The 17,765-nt window shown below is 65.5% G+C and carries 16 protein-coding genes; 7 read left to right on the forward strand and 9 right to left on the reverse strand.

The annotated features are described in order from the left end of the window. Positions 1 to 121 precede the first annotated feature (121 nt). Entirely contained in the window at positions 122 to 1,012 is an 891-nt protein-coding gene (locus AC1RUR_RS19205; protein WP_492846746.1) for a LysR family transcriptional regulator, read from the reverse strand. 70 nt (positions 1,013 to 1,082) lie between these two features. Here AC1RUR_RS19205 and AC1RUR_RS19210 point away from each other — a divergent pair, with 70 nt between their 5' ends. From AC1RUR_RS19210 to AC1RUR_RS19225, 4 genes are read left to right on the forward strand one after another with little or no spacing between them, the layout of a single operon-like run. Next, a complete protein-coding gene (locus AC1RUR_RS19210; protein WP_492846748.1) occupies positions 1,083 to 2,417 on the forward strand; it encodes an acyclic terpene utilization AtuA family protein in 1,335 nt (444 codons plus the stop codon). A gap of 4 nt (positions 2,418 to 2,421) precedes the next feature. After that, positions 2,422 to 2,754 (forward strand): AtuA-related protein, encoded by a 333-nt coding sequence (locus AC1RUR_RS19215; RefSeq protein ID WP_492846750.1) that lies wholly within the window; start codon positions 2,422 to 2,424, stop codon positions 2,752 to 2,754. Positions 2,755 to 2,789: 35 nt separating this feature from the next. Further along, positions 2,790 to 4,370, forward strand: a complete 1,581-nt coding sequence (locus tag AC1RUR_RS19220; protein WP_492846752.1) for an ABC transporter substrate-binding protein — start codon at positions 2,790 to 2,792, stop codon at positions 4,368 to 4,370. Further along, positions 4,367 to 5,518: a serine hydrolase domain-containing protein gene (locus tag AC1RUR_RS19225; protein WP_492846754.1), complete on the forward strand. Its 1,152-nt coding sequence runs from the start codon at positions 4,367 to 4,369 to the stop codon at positions 5,516 to 5,518. Before AC1RUR_RS19220 ends, AC1RUR_RS19225 begins: the two co-directional genes overlap by 4 nt. 71 nt (positions 5,519 to 5,589) lie before the next feature. Here AC1RUR_RS19225 and AC1RUR_RS19230 read toward each other — a convergent pair whose 3' ends face one another. From AC1RUR_RS19230 to rpsT, 8 genes are all read right to left on the reverse strand, one after another. Then, positions 5,590 to 7,758, reverse strand: a complete 2,169-nt coding sequence (locus tag AC1RUR_RS19230; protein ID WP_492846756.1) for a hypothetical protein — start codon at positions 7,756 to 7,758, stop codon at positions 5,590 to 5,592. 109 nt (positions 7,759 to 7,867) lie between these two features. Then, complete coding sequence (locus tag AC1RUR_RS19235; RefSeq protein WP_492846758.1) at positions 7,868 to 8,611, reverse strand: hypothetical protein; 744 nt, start codon at positions 8,609 to 8,611, stop codon at positions 7,868 to 7,870. Between the two features lie 121 nt (positions 8,612 to 8,732). Then, on the reverse strand, positions 8,733 to 9,869 hold the full coding sequence (gene recF, locus AC1RUR_RS19240; protein WP_492846760.1) for a DNA replication/repair protein RecF: 1,137 nt from the start codon (positions 9,867 to 9,869) through the stop codon (positions 8,733 to 8,735). Between the two features lie 140 nt (positions 9,870 to 10,009). Beyond that, entirely contained in the window at positions 10,010 to 10,324 is a 315-nt protein-coding gene (locus tag AC1RUR_RS19245) for a DUF559 domain-containing protein (protein ID WP_492846762.1), read from the reverse strand. Positions 10,325 to 10,534: 210 nt separating this feature from the next. Beyond that, the gene (dnaN, locus tag AC1RUR_RS19250) at positions 10,535 to 11,653 is read right to left on the reverse strand and encodes a DNA polymerase III subunit beta (protein WP_492846764.1); all 1,119 of its coding nucleotides are present in this window, start codon (positions 11,651 to 11,653) and stop codon (positions 10,535 to 10,537) included. 400 nt (positions 11,654 to 12,053) lie between these two features. Beyond that, complete coding sequence (gene dnaA / locus AC1RUR_RS19255) at positions 12,054 to 13,466, reverse strand: chromosomal replication initiator protein DnaA (RefSeq protein ID WP_492846766.1); 1,413 nt, start codon at positions 13,464 to 13,466, stop codon at positions 12,054 to 12,056. Positions 13,467 to 14,477: 1,011 nt separating this feature from the next. Then, on the reverse strand, positions 14,478 to 14,729 hold the full coding sequence (locus tag AC1RUR_RS19260; protein WP_492846768.1) for a hypothetical protein: 252 nt from the start codon (positions 14,727 to 14,729) through the stop codon (positions 14,478 to 14,480). 53 nt (positions 14,730 to 14,782) lie between these two features. Then, positions 14,783 to 15,049 carry a 30S ribosomal protein S20 gene (rpsT, locus tag AC1RUR_RS19265; RefSeq protein ID WP_028178125.1) on the reverse strand — a complete coding sequence of 89 codons (267 nt, stop codon included), beginning with the start codon at positions 15,047 to 15,049 and terminating at the stop codon, positions 14,783 to 14,785. Positions 15,050 to 15,426: 377 nt separating this feature from the next. On the opposite strand from rpsT, the gene AC1RUR_RS19270 reads away from it, so the two are divergent. The 3 genes from AC1RUR_RS19270 (at position 15,427) to AC1RUR_RS19280 (ending at position 17,629) form a co-directional block, all read left to right on the forward strand. Next, entirely contained in the window at positions 15,427 to 15,744 is a 318-nt protein-coding gene (locus AC1RUR_RS19270; protein ID WP_492846770.1) for a hypothetical protein, read from the forward strand. A 199-nt stretch (positions 15,745 to 15,943) separates the two neighbouring features. Then, positions 15,944 to 16,600, forward strand: coding sequence for a peptide-methionine (S)-S-oxide reductase MsrA (msrA, locus tag AC1RUR_RS19275; RefSeq protein WP_492846772.1), 657 nt, complete (start codon positions 15,944 to 15,946; stop codon positions 16,598 to 16,600). A gap of 282 nt (positions 16,601 to 16,882) precedes the next feature. Further along, positions 16,883 to 17,629, forward strand: coding sequence for a polysaccharide biosynthesis/export family protein (locus AC1RUR_RS19280; RefSeq protein WP_492846774.1), 747 nt, complete (start codon positions 16,883 to 16,885; stop codon positions 17,627 to 17,629). Positions 17,630 to 17,765 lie beyond the last annotated feature (136 nt).

Here is a 17,765-nt window from a genome sequence, read left to right on the forward strand (position 1 = left end):
CCGGCGCGCTCGTGAATCCGGGGTGTTCAGATCATCCTGGAGCGAACGATATCGACCCCCCGCGCAACCGCCGCCACGGTCCGAGCGTCGCTCGCGTTTCGCAGGTTGCGAGACGCCGCTCTCAGTTGGTGGTCATTTCGCGGAAGTGGTGGACGAACTGGGCCGAGAGCGGCGACAGGATCCGCCCTCGCTTCTTCACAACACTGATCTGCCTGACGAAGCCAGCCGCCTCGATTGGTCGCGACTGCAGCGCCGGATCGGAGCCGATCTCTTGCGCCGACGACGGCAGAATCGTGATGCCGAGCCCGGCCTGAACCATTCCGACCGCGGTCATCATATAAGTCGCTTCCCCCGCCGGCCGCGGGATGAGACCCGCGGCGTGGAAGCCCGCCTCCACCACGGCGCGGACGCTGGTGTCGGGGTCCATCATGATCAGCGGATGCTGCATCAGCAGTTCTGGCGTGACGGTCTTCACCTGTGCCAGCGGATGGGACTGTGGAAAGACGACGTGCATGCGATCTTCGACGGCGAGCAGCACGTCGACATCGGCCGCCTTCGTCGGACCGCCCGTGATGCCGATATCGACGTCCTCCGATTCGACGAGCGCGAGCACGCGCCGGGCAATGACATCGCGGACGCGGAAATCGACGCCGGCGTTCATGGCGCGGAACGACTTGATGGCCTTGGGCAGAAGGGCAGCCGCTGCCGTGGGGAGTGCAGCGATCCTCACCATGCCCTGATAACCAGTTCCCTGGCTGCGAACCTCGTCGAGCACGCCGTCCATATCCTGGATGAGCCGCCCAAGCACGGGCAGAAGGTCGCGCCCGGTCTGGGTCAACACGACCGATCGCGAGGTTCGATCGAATAGCCGGACGGCAAGAGCCTCCTCGAGTTTCCTGATCTGCACCGTCAAGGTCGGCTGCGCCACATGCAGCAGCGCAGCGGCGCGCGTGAAGCTGTTCAATCGTGCGACGGCGACGAAGGACCTGATCTGCCGGAGGCTGACATCCATAGCCTAAAGCTATTAAAGGCATTGAATCATTTCAATTGTTTCATGGCCTGTTGCGGCACACCCTGGCTGCATGCGGACTATCCGGATCGGCGCAGGGGCAGGTTTCGCGGGGGATCGGATCGAGCCCGCCGTCGAGCTCGCCCGGCACGGCAGACTCGACTATCTCGTCTTCGAATGCCTGGCCGAGCGGACCATCGCGTTGGCCCAACAGGCGCGGCTTGCGGATCCGAGCAGCGGTTACGATCCCTTGCTGGAGCGCAGGATGTCCGCCGTCCTCCCGGCTTGCCGCGCCGGCGGCACGCGGATCGTCACCAACATGGGTGCCGCCAATCCGCTGGCGGCCGCGGAGCTCGTCCGCGACGTCGCGCGCCAGCTGGGTCTTGCCGGCCTCAAGGTTGCCGCGGTGACGGGAGACGACGTTCTCGACAGCATACGCGGCAGCGATCTCGCGCTGCTGGAAGGCGGCACCTTGGCCGACCTCGGCAACCGCGTCATTTCGGCCAACGCCTATGTCGGTGCCGGGCCGATCGCCGACGCGCTCGCCGCCGGGGCTGATGTCGTCGTCACCGGACGCGCCGCCGACCCGGCCTTGTTTCTCGCGCCATTGATACATGCCTTCGGCTGGCACCCCGAGGACTGGATACGTCTCGGCAAGGGGGTCCTTGTCGGCCACCTTCTCGAATGTGCCGGGCAGATCACCGGCGGCTATTTCGCCGACCCCGGCGTGAAGGACGTTCCCGATCTTGCTCGCCTTGGCTTTCCGATCGGGGAGGTGACCGAGAACGGCGATCTGATCGTTACCAAGCTCGAAGGAAGCGGCGGTGCGGTGACGACGGCGACGGTCAAGGAGCAGCTGCTGTACGAGATCGAGGACCCGTCCCGATATTTTCAGCCGGACGTCGTCGCCGACTTCTCCGAGGTCCGCGTGCGCAGCGCAGGACCGGATCGCGTCGTCGTCGATGGCGGGACCGGCGCGGCGAAGACCGGTCTGCTCAAGGTCTCGATCGGCTATGTCGACGGCTTCGTCGGCGAGGGGCAGATGTCCTATGCCGGCCCCGGCGCTGTCGCGCGCGGCCGTCTTGCGCTTGGCGTCCTGCGCGAGCGACTGGCGATGATCGGCGTTCCCTTGCAGGAGGTCCGCTTCGACCTGATCGGCCTCGATGCGCTGCACGGCGCCGAACTCTCCGGCGGCGGATCGCCCTACGAGATCCGTGTTCGCGCCGCCGCGCGCACCGCCACGGCCGCCGACGCGACGGCAGTCGGCAACGAGGTCGAGGCGCTCTACACCAACGGGCCCGCGGGCGGCGGCGGCGGCTGGAAGTCGGTGAGGCAGGTCGTGGCGATCGCCTCGGCCTTGGTGCCCGAGGGACTCGTCGCGCCGCGATTGAGCTTGTTCGAGGCCTGATGCGATGAAGCTACGCCAGATCGCGCACTCACGAACCGGCGACAAGGGCAATGTCTCGACCATATCGGTCATCGCCTTCGACGAGGCGGACTACCCGCTCATTGCCGAGCAGGTCACGGCGGCGCGCGTGGCCGAGCTCTTTGCCGGCGTCGTGACAGGGCCGGTCACGCGTTATGAGCTGCCGGGGCTCGGCGCCTTGAACTTCGTCATGAGGGGCGCGCTCGGCGGTGGCGTCACCCGGTCGCTGGCACTGGACGCCCACGGCAAGGGGCTCAGCTCGGCGCTGCTCGACCTCGACCTCCCTGCCCCGGCACGCCCGGGAGACGGTGCGGTCTGACGCGGCAATCATCATCAGGAAAGAGGGGATCGGCAATGATCACAAGACGCGGATTTCTCGCCGGCATGGCGTCGGCGGTGAGCCTGCCTTCCATCGCGCGCGCCCAGGGCGCGTCGGTTCTCAAGTTCGCTCCGCAGTCCGACGTGGCGATCCTCGATCCGATCCTGAGCGTGTCCTACGTCACGCGAAATCACGCGCTGCTGATCTTCGACACGCTCTATGGCGCCGACGAGCACAATCGCGCGCAGCCGCAGATGGTCGAGGGCCATCTCGTCGAGCAGGACGGCCTTCAGTGGACGCTCACCCTGCGCGAGGGGCTGCTGTTCCACGACGGGACGCCGGTGCTCGCCCGCGACGTGGTCGCCAGCCTGAAGCGATGGTGGAAGCGCGACAATGTCGGTCAGGTGCTGGCGGCGAGCACGGACGAGCTCTCGGCGGTGTCCGATCGCGCCATTCGTTTCCGGCTCAAGGCCCGCTTCCCGATGCTGCCGGATGCGCTCGGGAAATTCGGGACCAACAACGCCGTGATCATGCCAGAGCGGCTCGCGCTGACGGAGCCTACGGTTCAGGTCACCGAGATGGTCGGCAGCGGTCCCTATCGCTTCGTGCCGGGAGAGCGTGTTTCCGGCAGCCGGCTCGTCTACGAGAAATTCTCCGGCTACGTGCCACGGCCGAGCGGGCCGACCAGCGCACTGGCCGGTCCGAAGCTCGCCCATTTCGACCGTGTCGAATGGATCGTCATGCCGGACGTCGCCACGGCGGCATCGGCTCTCCAGACCGGCGAGATCGACTGGTGGGAGCAGCCCGCCTCGGACTATTGGGACCTCCTCGCGGCGAACAGGAACGTCAAGCTCGACCAGATCGACACGTTTGGATCGGCGGGCGTCATCCGCTTCAACTTCTTGCAGGGACCGACCAGCAACGTGCTCGTGCGGCGAGCCGTGCTCGCGGCGATCAGCCAAAAGGACGTCATGACCGCCGTCATTGGCGAGGATCCCAAGCGCTGGAAGGACAGGGTCGGCTTCTTCCTCCCGGGCACACCGATGGCGAGCGGGGTCGGCCTCGACGCGCTGAAAGAGCCGCCGGACAGGGATGCGGCGCGGCGCCTGCTCAAGGAAGCCGGCTACAAGGGAGAGCCGCTGGTCTACCTCGTGCCCGGAGACCTCGCCACGCTCAAGATCCAGGGCGAGGTCGTCACGGACGCCCTGAAGAAGGCCGGCTTCAACATCGACATGCAGGTGATGGATTGGGGCACGGTGCTCGCCCGTGCCAACAACCGCCAGGCGCCTGACAAGGGCGGCTGGCATCTGGTCGGCACCTTCACCGCCGGCGCGGGCCTGCTCAATCCGTCGAGCAACAATTTCCTGCGCGGCAGCGGTGCGTCCGCGATTTTCGGCTGGTCCGACATCCCGCGTCTGGAAGAACTGCGCTTGGATTGGTTCCGGGCCCCGGACGAGTCAGCCCAGGCCACGATCTGCGCCGAGATCCAGCGCGTCGCCTTCGAAACCCTGCCTTACGCGCCGACCGGCCTGTACTTCCAGCAGACGGCCTATCGCAGCAATCTGACGGGCGTGCAGAAAGGGCTGCCGCTATTCTATGGAGTACGCAGGATATGAGCGCCGACATCGCACGACCGCGCCGCTACGTTCCCCGCGGCGAGGACTTCCTGCTGCTCTCGCCGACCTGGCAGGCCTATGCCTACCGCAATGTCGACAGCATGTTCGCGACGCGCCGCATCGCACGGGGGCAACATGTCTTTCCCCTCGCGCGCGGTTCCGAGATTGCGCCGGAATACCAGCTGGACGGCGAACGTCGTGGCGTCGAGGATTACATCCATCGGACCAATATCGCCGGGCTGCTGGTGCTGCACGGCGACACGATTCGGCTCGAGCGCTATGCGCTCGGGCTGGAGGAGCAGCTGCGCTGGTCGTCGATGTCGATGATCAAGTCGCTGACCTCGACGCTCGTTGGCGCGGCCTTGCAGGACGGCGCCATCGCGAGCCTCGACGATGCGGTCTCGCGTCATCTGCCGGCGCTGGGCGGCAGCGCCTACGATGCGGTGAGCGTGCGCAGCCTCATCACCATGTCGTCCGGGGTCGACTGGAACGAAGACTACACCGACCGCAACTCGCATGTGAACCGCTACAGCAAATCCCTGGGCGACAAGGTGCCCGGCGGGGTGCTGGCGTTGATGCGCGGCGTGCGGGGCCTGCATTCGCCCGGTACGCAGTTCAACTACAATACCGGCGATTCCTACGTTCTTGGTGCGCTGCTGTCCGCGGCAACCGGGCAGACGCTGGCCGACTATATGTCTGGCAAGATCTGGTCCCGGTTCGGGATGGAGTTCGACGCGTTCTATACGCTCGAATCGGAGGGCGGGCAGGAGATCGGCGGAAGCCGCGCCGGCATGACGCTGAGGGACTTTGGCCGTTTCGGCGTCTTCCTGCTCCAGCAGGGCATGATCGGCGGCGAGCGCGTTCTTCCGGAGGGATGGCTCGATGCCGCCGGCTCGCGCGCCTTCACGCTCGATCCGGCGACGAATTCCTACGGCGCCGATGGCTACGGTTACAGTTGGTGGATCGATCCGGATGGCGCCATGGTCGCGTCCGGCTTCGCGGGCCAGACGCTCTACGTCAATCGCGCGGCGAATGTCGTGATCGTGACCCTGTCATGCCATCCGCAACCACCGTTCGCCGCGAGCTACGGTGTGGACTTCAAGACCGAGCGTTTCGCCTTCAAGCGGGCTGTGCTCGGCTGTCTTTGAGACAGTGCTTCGGAGGCTAACCATCGTGTCGGATTTTCATCGCTCGCCGCATCAAGGAGTCGGCGGTTGGCTCAATACATCTGCAGCGGCAGCACGTCCCCGGTTGGACCGACCAGAAGGCCCCAGGCATCGCCGGCGGCCACCGTCAGGGTCTCGTTGCGCGCAGGACGCCCGGGCACGCGTAGCGCGTATTGGTACTTGCCCGGCGGCAGATCGAGCATCGGGCCTTTCGGCGATTGCGGGCCGCCGGCGCCGGCCGCGATCTTCACCGTTTGATTGTTGATCGTCAGCGATGCCTCCTTCGGCCCGATATTGCCGAGCATCACCCTGGCCTGTCCCGCCTTGGGCATGATGTCGGCCTTGGCTGCGGCTTGCGGATTGCGTTGCACCAGGCTGACCGTGGTTTCGTCCCTGGCACGGCCGAGCTTCAGCATGGCCGGCCCGTCGGGCGAGGCATATGCGAGCTCTGCACGCTCGGTGGTCACCGTCGCGCCGTCGGCCTTTTCCTGCCAGCCGCGCTTGGTCAACTCCGCGCGATAGAAGGCGAGAACGTCCGAGAGCTCCGCGGGAATGCTGGCTTCGAGCTCGGTGCGGAACGGCTGGTTGCTGCCGGGGAATTTCGTCGAGCTGATCCCGCTCGAACTGCGCTGCGTCGGCACGGGCAGCGCGGAATCGGGATCGGGCTTGAGCGGCTCGGTCGATTTGGCTTGCACCGGCCTGGCGTCCGCCGATTTGGTCTCGACCGGCTTCGCTGCGGCCATCACCAGGCCGGAGCCGGTGGCGCTGACATTCACCTTCGGACCCATCTGCATCACGGTCATCGAGATCGATTTGCCGCCTTTGGAGAACGCCATCACCGCCATGTTGGGCTGGTTGATGACGGAGGGCTGCTCCTTCCAGCCTGCAGGCTTCAACGCCGCCCGATAAAACGCAGTGAGCGCCTTCACGCTCGACGCCGAGGAGAATTCGAGCCGGCCGTCGCCGCCTTCGAACTTCACGCCTTCGGCGTTTTCCGGCAGCGGCACCGGCGTGTTGCTGTCGGTGAGTGCGTTGAGCGGGGCATCCGACAGCGCGGCCGACTGCACCTTGCGCCTCGCTTCGTCGGCGGCGATGAGCTGCGTGGCCGCGCCCAGCGCATCTCCAAGGAACTTCTCGTCGGCTTCCTTCTTCGCCCTGGCGCGGGCGGCGAGCGCGGACTCCTTCACCTGCGCGGTCAGGCTGACCATGGTGAAATCATACTTGCGGCCGAGCCGCAGCACGCCGGTTTCCTCGGCGTTGGAGATCTTGATCGCCACCTCGTCGCCGGGGGCGAGCGGCGCGCTGCCGTCCTCCTGCCAGCCGCGCGCGGCGAGCTCGCGATGATAGAAGGCGAGCACGGCGGGCAGCTCGGCCATCGCGGCGGCCGACATCTCGCGCTTGTTGGAGCTCGCGCTGCCGAGGCCCCTCGCCGTCTTGGTCGGATTCGGCCGCGGCAGGCCGGCAAGATCGCCGTCAGCCTGGAGCTCGCCCGGCAAGGCAAAGGGCGCGACGCGGATGTCCACATTGGTGCGGCCGTCGTCGCGGCGGGTCAGCGTCAGCATGACCGGCCTCTGCTGATAGAAGCCGCCTTCCTTGCTATCGGCGTGCGCATAGAACGCGCGAAAACCGTTGGGAACGGTCTCGTCCAGGCTGGTGGTCCATCGCGCGGCGGTTTCCTGCGTGAGTTTCTGCCAGCCGATCGCAGCCATCTCGCGGCTGTAGAAGTCCGAGGTCGCATCGAGCGCGTCGGGTGCGATGCAGCCGAGATAGGGCCTTGTGCCGTCGAACAGGATGTCGCTCGCGCCGTCGGGAAACGGTACGTTCGAATAGATCCGGTCGGTCGAGTAGTGGACGACGGACTGGTCGGGCCGGCCGGGGGCCTGCGTGAGATAGACCGAAAGGCCCTGCCTGCCTTTCTTGAAATTCAGCGTGGTGCTCTTTTCCTCCAGCGGCCGCACATAGGGCACCCAGCCGTCGGCGCTCAGGAGCTTTTTCACGGCCGGCGACGTCACGGCTTCCGGTGTCGGCATCCGATATTCGAGGCGGTAGGATTCGGGACGGGAGGTGTCTTCCACCGCGCCTTCGAGCTGGGGCAGCGCGTGGACGTCGACGATGCCTCCATCGGCGGCGACCGCGATCGAGCAACTCGCCATCAGGACAAGGCCGCAGGCAAGCAGCCGCCAGCGTGCCGGGACCTGCGTCCCGCGCGGGATCGTCGACATCGTCAAAACTCCCGGATTTCGCGCGGATCTTCGTTTCTTGCGCAATGGCAGGCTGCGACACCGTCGGCGCGGCCCTTGGACGAGGAGTCGCGGCAGGAACCCGTGAGGTTCAATAGAGCTGGAGCGGCGACCATGCCTCTCCGTCGCGCCCGACCGTGAGCTCCCAGGTATCGCCGGCGGCGATGGCGAGGATGTTCGTGGTGGCGGGATGGCCCGGCACGCTCAGTTCGTAGGAATATTTGCCGGGCGGCAGATCCAGCGACACCGCACGGGTGCCGGCGGCTCGCGTGAGGGTCTTGTCGTGGATGGCGAGCGTGGCTTCGGTCTCGCTGATATTGGAGAACACCAGCATGGCCTGGCCCGGCTCGGGCATGACCTTCGCGCTGGTCGCGACGGATGCGTTCTTCTGCACGAGGTTGACCGCCGTGCTGCTGTCCTTGCGGTCGAGCGCCAGCAGGCCGGGTCCGAGCGGGGAGACGAAGGCGAGCTGGACGTGGTCGGTGGAGACCACCGCGCCCTCGCGCTGTTCCTGCCAGCCGAGCTTCCCGAGCTCGGTGCGGTAGAAGGCGAGGACGTCGCGGAGATCGGCGCGCACGGTGGCCTCCAGCCGGGTGCGGAGCGGCGTCTCGACGCCCTGGACGACGGTGATGTGGATGCCCCTGTAGCTGTAGCGGGTCGGCGCCGGCAGCTTGGACTCCGGATCCGGTGTCAGCTCGGCGGAAAACAGCACTGAGAGACGCGGCCCCCATGCGCTGGCGCTCGCCGCGAGCATGCAGCTCGCGAGGAAGACGAGGCCGCATGCAAACGCCCGCCATCGTGCCGAGGCTTGCGCCCCGGGCCCTACCGTCCGCATCTCACTCTCCAAGAGATATCGCGCATGATGTCATCGCGCGATGGGTAACGGCTGCGACACCGTCGACGCGGCCTCTGGCCAACTAGTCGCGGCGACAACGGGACCGGTTCAAGAGCGGGGATTATCGGCGGGCCGACACCCGTCCGCTCTCGACGTCAAACACCTCGCCGCCTGCGCCAATCTCGGCGAAGGCGGCGGGGTCCGCGCCGGTCAGCCAGACCTGCGCGCCGAGCTTGCGCAGCTCGTCGAACAGCGCCGCGCGGCGGTTCGGATCGAGATGGGCGACCACCTCGTCGAGCAGCAGCAGCGGCACGATGCCGGTCATCTCGGCGACCAGCGTCGCATGCGCCAGCACCAGGCCGATCAGCAGCGCCTTCTGCTCGCCGGTCGAGGCATCGCGCGCCGGCATGCCTTTCGGCGCGTAGATGACCTGGAGATCGGTCAGATGCGGGCCGTCGGTGGTGCGGCCGGCAATCGCATCGCGCGGGCGGTTGTCGCGCAGGATCTGGCGGTAGCGGTCCTCGACCGACGTCGCGGTTTCGTTAAGCAGCGCGTTCTCCATCCAGCCGTCGAGCGCGATCTGCGCCGACGGGAACGCGGAGGCCTGCGCGCGCGCATTGAGCATGCCGGTCAGCCTTGCTGCGGTCTGGCCGCGCGTGGCGGCGACCGCGACCGCAAGCTCGGCGGTCTCGCGCTCGATCGCGTCACACCAATGGTCGTCGTAATTGCGCGTCTCGAGCAGGCGGTTGCGCGAGCGCAGGGAGCGCTCGAGCGCGGAGATCCGGCTGGAATGCTCGCTGTCGATCGCCAGCACCAGGCGGTCGAAGAAGCGCCGCCGCTCCGACGCCCCGCCCATGAACAACCCGTCCATCGCCGGCGTCAGCCACACCATGCGGATGTGATCGCCGAAGGCGGTCGCCGAATTCACCGGCTCGCGGTCGATGCGGACGCGCCGGCTGACCGCGGTATCGGCGCGTGGTGCGTCGATGCCGGTGCCGAGCGTGGCCAGGCCCAGTGCGCCCTCGACCTGTGCGGAGACGGCCCAGGAACCGTCGCCCTGGTTGTCGGCAACGTCCTCCAGCGTGGCGCGACGCAGGCCGCGCCCCGGCGACAGGAACGAGATCGCCTCGATGCAATTGGTCTTGCCCGCCCCGTTGGGCCCGACCAGCGCCACCATGTCAGCCGCCGTCTCGAGCCCCGCCGCCCGATAATTGCGAAAATGCGTCAGCGTCAGGCGATGAATGCGGGAAGGGGTCATCAGTTCTTCGTCATGGACGCGATTCTTCCCCTCTCCCCTTGTGGGAGAGGGTGGCGCCTCACGAAGTGAGGCGACGGGTGAGGGGTATCTTACCGCCCGGCAAGCTTTGCAAGGATGTCTTCCAACACAGAAGTGGGTTGCTATAGTACGTCATTGTTCCAATAACGCGCTATGACGAAACCTTCGGCGGAAAGTGCGGCTTCGCGGGCCGCGTCACGCTGCGATTCCGCGTGCTGACTGCCGTCGATCTCGATCGCGAGTCTTTTCGCGAAACAGACGAAGTCGAGAATGTAGTTCTTGAACGGCTCCTGTCGGCGAAACTTGAATGTGGAGAGCCGACGATCTCTCAGCAAGCGCCACATTGCGGCTTCCGCATCCGTCGGCTTGTGCCGCATGTTCTTCGCGAATTGGCGGAGACGCTTGGGGACTGGCCGATGGGACGGCTCCTCTGGCACGAACCCCTCACCCGACTGAGTGTGTATCCGCCAGCGGAGATGCCCTCTCCCACAAGGGGAGAGGGCACAGCAACGTGCATCGCGCTTGTTTCGACGGGGAAGGTGGTAGCTTCACCCTCTCCCCTTGTGGGAGAGGGTGGCTTCGCGCAGCGAAGCCGGGTGAGGGGTTGCCTCCACATAGAAGGTGTCGCGAGAGGAGGAGCACGTCCCTCACACCCGCATCGGCATCAGCACGTAGAGCGCGCTCTTGTCGTCACGGTCCTGCACCAGGGTCGGCGAGCCGGGGTCGGCGAGCCGCAGCGTTGCGACGTCGCCCTCGATCTGGGCGGCGATGTCGAGCAGATAGCGGGAGTTGAAGCCGATATCGAGGGCGTCGGAGGCGTATTCGACCTCGAGCTCCTCGGTCGCGCTGCCGGAATCCGGATTGGTCACCGACAGCACCAGCTTGCCCGGCGACAGCGACAGTTTCACCGCGCGCCCGCGCTCGCTGGAGATGGTGGAGACGCGGTCGACCGCGTTCTCGAAATCCTTCTTGTCGACGACGAGCTCCTTGTCGTTGCCCTGCGGGATGACGCGGCCGTAGTCGGGGAAGGTGCCGTCGATCAGCTTCGAGGTCAGCACCACATTGCCGATGGTGAAGCGGATCTTGGCCTGCGACAGCTCGATCGTCATCTCGGCTTCGGTGTCCTCGATCAGGCGCTGCACCTCGCCGACCGTCTTGCGCGGCACGATGACGCCGGGCATGCCGTCGGCGCCCTTGGGCTGGACCAGGTCGAGCTGGGCGAGGCGGTGGCCGTCGGTGGCGACGCCGCGCAGCGTCGCGGCCTTGGCGGTGCCGGCGGCGTGCAGATAGATGCCGTTGAGATAATAGCGCGTCTCTTCCGTCGAGATTGCGAACTGGGTGCGGTCGATCAGCCGCTTGACGTCCTTGGCGGCGAGCGAGAAGGAATGCGACATGTCGCCGGCCGCCAGATCCGGGAAATCATTTTCCGGCAGCGTCTGCAGCGTGAAGCGCGAGCGGCCGGCGCGGATCGCCAGCACGGCGCGGTCGCCGTCGGCCTCGAGCACGATCTGCGAACCGTCAGGCAGCTTGCGCACGATGTCGTAGAACATATGCGCCGGCACGGTGGTGGAACCGGCGGTCGCGGTTTCCGCCGGCAGCGTCTCCGTCACCTCGAGGTCGAGGTCGGTCGCCTTCAGCGACAATTTCGCGTTCTCGGCCCGGACCAGCACGTTGCCGAGGATCGGAATCGTGTTGCGGCGCTCGACCACGCGGTGGACATGGCCCAGCGATTTCAGGAGTTGCGCGCGTTCGACCGTAACCTTCATTGCACTACTCGCCCGATCCCCAAGAGAACATCACGTTGAAAAGGCCGGGCAGCCGAAGAGCGCCGCGGCACCGAAGACCCCGGCAGGCCGGGGTCTCCAGCCGATATGACCAAAGCCGTCAGGGTCGCGCAAGGTGGCGCGGATGGCCCCCGGATTCAAGGGATTGGGTGGCAGTTCCCCACGATTAACCGATGTTTTCGTGCCGAAGCTCAACGTCCTCGGCGGGGCGCAGGCGCCCCCCACGCGTCATGGCCGGGCTTGTCCCGGCCATCCACGCCTTGCCACGCAGCACAGAGAACGTGGATGCCCGGGACAAGCCCGGGCATGACGACCTCTTGTGAAAATTCAAGCGGGATCTCCCTGCCGCAAGCGGGGAGAGGTGAAAAGAAGAAATAGGCGTTTATTCCTGAAGCTGGCGCTTCAGCGACTCCACTTCCTCCGACAGCGCGGTGTCCTTGGAGACCAGCGCCTCGATCTTGCGCACGGCGTGCAGCACCGTGGTGTGGTCGCGTCCGCCGAAGCGGCGGCCGATCTCGGGGAGCGAGCGCAGGGTCAGCGTCTTGGCGAGGTACATCGCCACCTGGCGCGGGCGGACCACGTTGGCGGTGCGGCGCGAGGACAGCAAGTCGGAGCGGCTGACATTATACTGCCGCGCCACCACGCGCTGGATGTCCTCGATCTTGATCCGCTTCGGCTCCTGCGGACGGACCAGGTCGCGCACCTCGCGCTCGGCCATCTCCAGCGTCACCGGCTGGTTGTTGAGCTTGGAATGCGCCAGCAGCCGGTTGATCGCGCCTTCGAGGTCGCGGCCGTTATGGGTGATGGTGCGCGCGAGATAATGCAGCACCTCCTCCGGCACGTCGAAGGTCGCATGATGGGCGCGGGCCGCCGCGACGCGCGACTTGAGGATGCCGTGGCGCAGCTCTTCGCCGAGCGAGCCCATCTCGACGACGAGGCCACCGGCCAGACGCGAGCGCACGCGGTCGTCGAGGCTCTCGAGGTCGGACGGCGGACGGTCGGCCGCGATCACGACCTGGCGGCCGGCATCGATCAGCGCGTTCAGCGTGTGACAGAACTCGGCCTGGGTCGACTTGCCCTGCAGGAACTGCAGGTCGTCGATGACAAGCACATCGATGCCGCGCAGCGCTTCCTTGAAGGCGAGCGCCGTCTGCGTCTTCAGCGCGGCAACGAAGCCGTACATGAATTTTTCTGCCGTCAGATACAGCACCTTGCGCTCGTTGCCGGAATTGCCGGCCCAGGTCACCGCCTGGAGCAGATGCGTCTTGCCGAGGCCGACGCCGGCATGGATGTAGAGCGGGTTGAACATCACGGGGTCGCCGCGGCGTCCTTCGGCGACCTGGCGCGCGGCCGCATGCGCCAGCGTGTTGGAGCGGCCGACGACGAAGCTCGCAAAGGTCAGGCGCGGATCGAGCGGCGAGCCGCCGAGCGCGTCATGATTGGCCGAGACCGGCGCGGTTGCGGTCGAGCGCAGCTCGGTGGCGGGCGCGCGGCGTGTCTCGACCGGTGCGGGCGCTTCCTTCGGCTGCGCGACCGGGCGCACTGCGGAGCGGACCGTGAGATCGATCCGATGCACTTCCGGCATCTCGGCCTGCCAGCACGACAGCACGCGCTCGGCATAATGGGCCTGGATCCAGCTCTTCAGGAAGCGGGTGGGCACCGAGAGCCGCACGCTCTCATCCTGCACGCCTTCGAGATCCATGCGCGCAAACCAGCTCGTATAGACGTCCTCGCCGACGTTCGAGCGCAGCCGGCTCTTCACGCGTGACCAGCGATCCTGTTCCGATGTGTTCATCGTCAAAAAACTTCTCTTGAGAGATTAGGTTGCGTTGTGAGCGCCATGCAGGGTTCCTGCCATAGGGTTCCTGGCATGGCGCGACCTCGAGCGAGTCCATCGTCAGGCACGGCTCGACCGTTCGGCGCAAACGCCGCGGGTCAGATCAGCGATGTCTGGGATGGAGAGTTCGCGAGGTCAGCGCGTACTCGACGCGTCCTCATACGTCAGAGGCTGAACGCAGGACGGATCGGAAACGGCATCGTCGAATGATGGAATCTGTGTCAATACCGCGTTGAATCCGTAGGACATGATACCTCCCCGTCCTGCCGTGATCGCCCACGGCAAGGTCCTGCGTAAAAGACAACCGCGCCGTACTCCTGCCGCGGATGCCCTGCCCGTCTGTACGTGTCGTCCGCTCGGCCGCGCCAATCACGCGTGTCGGGTTAGCCTCAAGATGTCTCTCATGTGCGTCTGGCGCGAACGGGATGCATAAGATTCCCGCTTGGAGACATTCAGACAAAGAACTACCATTCCCATATTGCTATGGGTTTGAACCGACAATCGCTTGTTGAAGCGCCGCCAACGTGCACACCGCCGCCGATTTGCACGCTCGCCCCGTTTCCAAAACCGCGCTGGTCTCAAGATCGTGGGCGCTGCGGACGACTAAGGAATACACCAAGCGGAAAGACTCGCAACGAAATTGATTCACACTTGAGGCGTTTAAAAACTTGACCATCGTTAATGCCGCGCGCGACTTGTGCACAGGCTCTGAAGCAAGTTTTTGGATTCGTGCACAGAATCGAAGATGCCGCGCCTCGTGTGACAATTCTCCGCCACCCGCCAAAAAATTTTTATAAAAGCGTCATGCGCGCGACGCGCGGGCGAATTTTCCAAATGCTTGTGATCACTATGTCGATAAGTGATTAGCGAGACATCGTTTTTTGAGTCTCGTTTCACAGGGTAACTCCATCGCATGACGCGCCCCGGTGAACTACGGTGTGCAGAACTCGGCGCGCGCGCGGATGCGAGTTAGCCCCGTCCCGCAAGGGTTTTTCGCAGCGCGGTGAAAGTTTCCGCTGTTGCAATATCAACCGCAAGCAAGACTGCAGGTAGAATTACGGAGCGCATCATAATGCGGACGATGCAAATCTTCCAATCGAAGATTGATCGGCGCGTGACCGCTTGCGTGAATATGACAGGCAACAAAAAGCCCGGCGCGAGGCCGGGCTGATTGACGAGCGCGATGTCGATCGGATCAATCCATCGGATGATCGCAACCAAATCGCCTGGCGAACTCGGTTCGCGAACGAACCCGGCAGACTTGCTCTGCAGACTTACTTGGCGAGCTTGGCGATCTGCGCGGTGAGCCGCGAGACTTTGCGGCTGGCATTGTTCTTGTGAATGATGTTGCGCTGCGCGGCGCGCATCAAGGCGGGCTCGGCACTCGCGAGCGCCTTCACGGCGGCGGCGCGGTCGCCGGTCTTGATGGCTTCCTCGACGGTGCGCACGGCGCCACGCATCTGGGTGCGGCGCGACTTGTTGACGGCGGTGCGGCGGGCGATCTTGCGCGTCGCTTTCTTGGCGGAGGTGGTATTGGCCATGGTCTCAATATCCTTTGCGGGTACCGGTCGCGTCTTGGTCGGGTAGCGCCGGCTTGCTTGACCGCGTAATCGACGCTCGGATTTAGGGTGTTCGGTTCAAGGCTGTTCCCGGAACATGAGGCCTCAAAGAGCTCTAAGCTCAAGGAGCCTGCAACTGCTCAAAGAACAGCGGCGGCAGGATTGCGCCCGCCGCCAGTTGGCGCCCTTATAGAGAGGGTCTTTGGCACCGTCAACGCTTTCAAGGTCCGCAAAACCGGCTCTGGCGGCCTGAATGGCTGCCGTAACGCCCTGAAGAGGTTGAATTTCTGCCGCCTTGCGGCTATTGCCTGACGGCATTTCCAGGGATCTCCCGGTCGGACGACCATATAAGGTAGAGCATGATCCGCGGCTTTTTCCGACTGATTGGGCTGTTGCTGCTCGCCGGCGGGTTCATCTTCATGGTCTATGACGGTGCCCGCTGGGTGGCCGACCAGACCCTCAAATTCACCCGGTTCGGCCAGTTCTGGAACGACATCAATCAGGCCAGCCAGTCGGCGTTCCGGACCTGGGTCGAGGCCAAGGCGCCCTGGCTCTGGACCTCGGTGATCCGCCTCGTGCTGGACCAGCCGGTGTTCGCCGTCCTCGGCCTTCTCGGCATCCTCCTGATGATCCTGTTCCGTCCGCGGAAACCGCTGATCGGCTATTCCCGGGATTGATCTTTCAATTCCCGCCGGGATTGATCTTTCAATTCCCGCCGGGATTGATCTTCAATTCCCGCCGGCACTGACCCCGCGCGCGGGCGGCGTAACGGGGCTGCCCTTGCCAACGTAAATGCCTATATTCCCACCTCATCGCGAGCACGCCGCCTGAGCGCTTTGGCTCGGGCGACGGACAGCTCGTTTCGGAGATCCGTCCATGCTGTTCATGCGCAAGACCACCGCATTGCCGAGCGCAGCCGAAGCGCTGCCTGGCCGTGCGCAACCCATCCCGACCGCGACCACTCATTTCGTCAACGGCGCGACATTGCAGCCGCCTTATCCCGCCGGCCTCGAGCAGGCGGTGTTCGGGCTCGGTTGCTTCTGGGGCGCCGAGCGCAAGTTCTGGGAGCTTGGCGATGGCGTTTACAGCACGGCCGTCGGCTATGCCGGCGGCCACACCCCGAACCCGACCTATGAGGAGACCTGTTCGGGGCGCACCGGCCACACCGAAGTGGTGCTGGTCGTGTTCGATCCCAGGAAGGTGCCTTACGAGAAGCTCCTGAAGACGTTCTGGGAGAGCCACAACCCGACGCAGGGCATGCGCCAGGGCAACGACGTCGGCACGCAGTACCGAAGCGCGATCTACACGACCTCGGATGCGCAGAAGACAACGGCCGACGCGTCGAAGGCGCTCTATCAGAAGGCGCTCGCAGCCAAGGGCCTCGGGGCCATCACCACCGAGATCGCGCCATCAGGCGAATTCTATTTCGCCGAGGACTATCATCAGCAATATCTGGCCAAGAATCCCGCCGGCTATTGCGGACTGGGCGGCACCGGCGTGTCGTGTCCCATCGGCGTCGGTGTGAGCGCGTAAGCCAGCCGCGAACGAGGTGTCACTTACCCTCCCCTGGAGGGGGAGGGTCGCTTCGCATGAAGCGAAGCGCAATGCGAAGCGGGGTGGGGTGACGGTCTCTCCGCATCGAACACTGCCCGTGTTGAGAGACCACCCCACCCCGTCTCATATTTCGCTGCGCTCAATATGAGCCGACCCTCCCCCTCCAGGGGAGGGTGCGACCCGCCACACACGCCCCCTCAACGCTTTATTAACCATAACCGGTGCATCACTGGAGCTGTCTCGTTTCGAGGGATAGGTCCGGTGCCGGTTGCACGCGCGTTTCGATGGTCGATCTTGGCAGCGTCCCTGGCAGCGTCCGCCGCGCTGACCCTTGGCGGCTGCATGCAGACCGCCGGCCCCGTCGCCTATGTGCAGCCGCGCCCCGATCTCGATTCCATGGCCTATGGCCAGCCCTACAATGCTCCGCAGCCGGTCGTCGTCGCCAACGGCGGCGGCGCGATCGGCGCCCTTACCAATTCCTTTGCCTCCTCGCCTGCGCCGATGCCGGTCGGCTATGCCGCGCCTATGGCGGCACCAATGCGCTACGACGCTTCCTACCATCTCGATGCCGGCGACAAGCTGCGCGTCGTGGTCTATGGCCAGGAAGGTCTCACCAACAGCTACGCGATCGATGCCGGCGGCTCCATCACCATGCCGCTGATCGGTGCCGTGCCGGCGCGCGGTCGCACCACGGCGGGCCTCGCCGGCGAAATCGCCGCGCGCCTGCGCAACGGCTATATCCGCGAACCCTCGGTCGCCGTCGAGATCGATACCTATCGCCCGTTCTTCATTCTCGGCGAGGTCACGGCGCCCGGCCAATATCCCTACGTGCCGAACATGACGGTCGAAAGCGCCGTCGCCATTGCCGGCGGCTTCTCGCCGCGCGCCAAGCGCGACGTCGTCACCGTCACGCACACCGAGAACGGCGGCGCCATGCGCGCCGTGGTGCCGCTCGGCACCCCCTTGAGCCCCGGCGACACCGTGTTCGTCGGCGAGCGCTGGTTCTAGCGCCGCCGTCATTCCGGGGCGCGACGAAGTCGCGAACTATGGTGCGCAATTGCGCACCTGAGAATCCATTCCTCCACCGACTCTGCCGCACGATGGATTCCGGGCTCGCGCTCCGCGACCCCCGGAATGACAGCGG

The organism is Bradyrhizobium sp. GW821-FHT12B03 (assembly GCF_058807535.1).

What these genes read in the sequence shown, in the direction of transcription:
- AC1RUR_RS19210 (WP_492846748.1), top strand. Translation starts at nt 1,083, where the DNA reads ATGCGGACTATCCGGATCGGCGCAGGGGCAGGTTTCGCGGGGGATCGG.
- AC1RUR_RS19220 (WP_492846752.1), top strand. Translation starts at nt 2,790, where the DNA reads ATGATCACAAGACGCGGATTTCTCGCCGGCATGGCGTCGGCGGTGAGC.
- AC1RUR_RS19270 (WP_492846770.1), top strand. Translation starts at nt 15,427, where the DNA reads ATGATCCGCGGCTTTTTCCGACTGATTGGGCTGTTGCTGCTCGCCGGC.
- msrA (WP_492846772.1), top strand. Translation starts at nt 15,944, where the DNA reads ATGCTGTTCATGCGCAAGACCACCGCATTGCCGAGCGCAGCCGAAGCG.
- recF (WP_492846760.1), bottom strand. Translation starts at nt 9,869, where the DNA reads ATGACCCCTTCCCGCATTCATCGCCTGACGCTGACGCATTTTCGCAAT.
- AC1RUR_RS19215 (WP_492846750.1), top strand. Translation starts at nt 2,422, where the DNA reads ATGAAGCTACGCCAGATCGCGCACTCACGAACCGGCGACAAGGGCAAT.
- dnaA (WP_492846766.1), bottom strand. Translation starts at nt 13,466, where the DNA reads ATGAACACATCGGAACAGGATCGCTGGTCACGCGTGAAGAGCCGGCTG.
- AC1RUR_RS19230 (WP_492846756.1), bottom strand. Translation starts at nt 7,758, where the DNA reads ATGTCGACGATCCCGCGCGGGACGCAGGTCCCGGCACGCTGGCGGCTG.
- dnaN (WP_492846764.1), bottom strand. Translation starts at nt 11,653, where the DNA reads ATGAAGGTTACGGTCGAACGCGCGCAACTCCTGAAATCGCTGGGCCAT.
- AC1RUR_RS19235 (WP_492846758.1), bottom strand. Translation starts at nt 8,611, where the DNA reads ATGCGGACGGTAGGGCCCGGGGCGCAAGCCTCGGCACGATGGCGGGCG.
- AC1RUR_RS19225 (WP_492846754.1), top strand. Translation starts at nt 4,367, where the DNA reads ATGAGCGCCGACATCGCACGACCGCGCCGCTACGTTCCCCGCGGCGAG.
- AC1RUR_RS19205 (WP_492846746.1), bottom strand. Translation starts at nt 1,012, where the DNA reads ATGGATGTCAGCCTCCGGCAGATCAGGTCCTTCGTCGCCGTCGCACGA.
- rpsT (WP_028178125.1), bottom strand. Translation starts at nt 15,049, where the DNA reads ATGGCCAATACCACCTCCGCCAAGAAAGCGACGCGCAAGATCGCCCGC.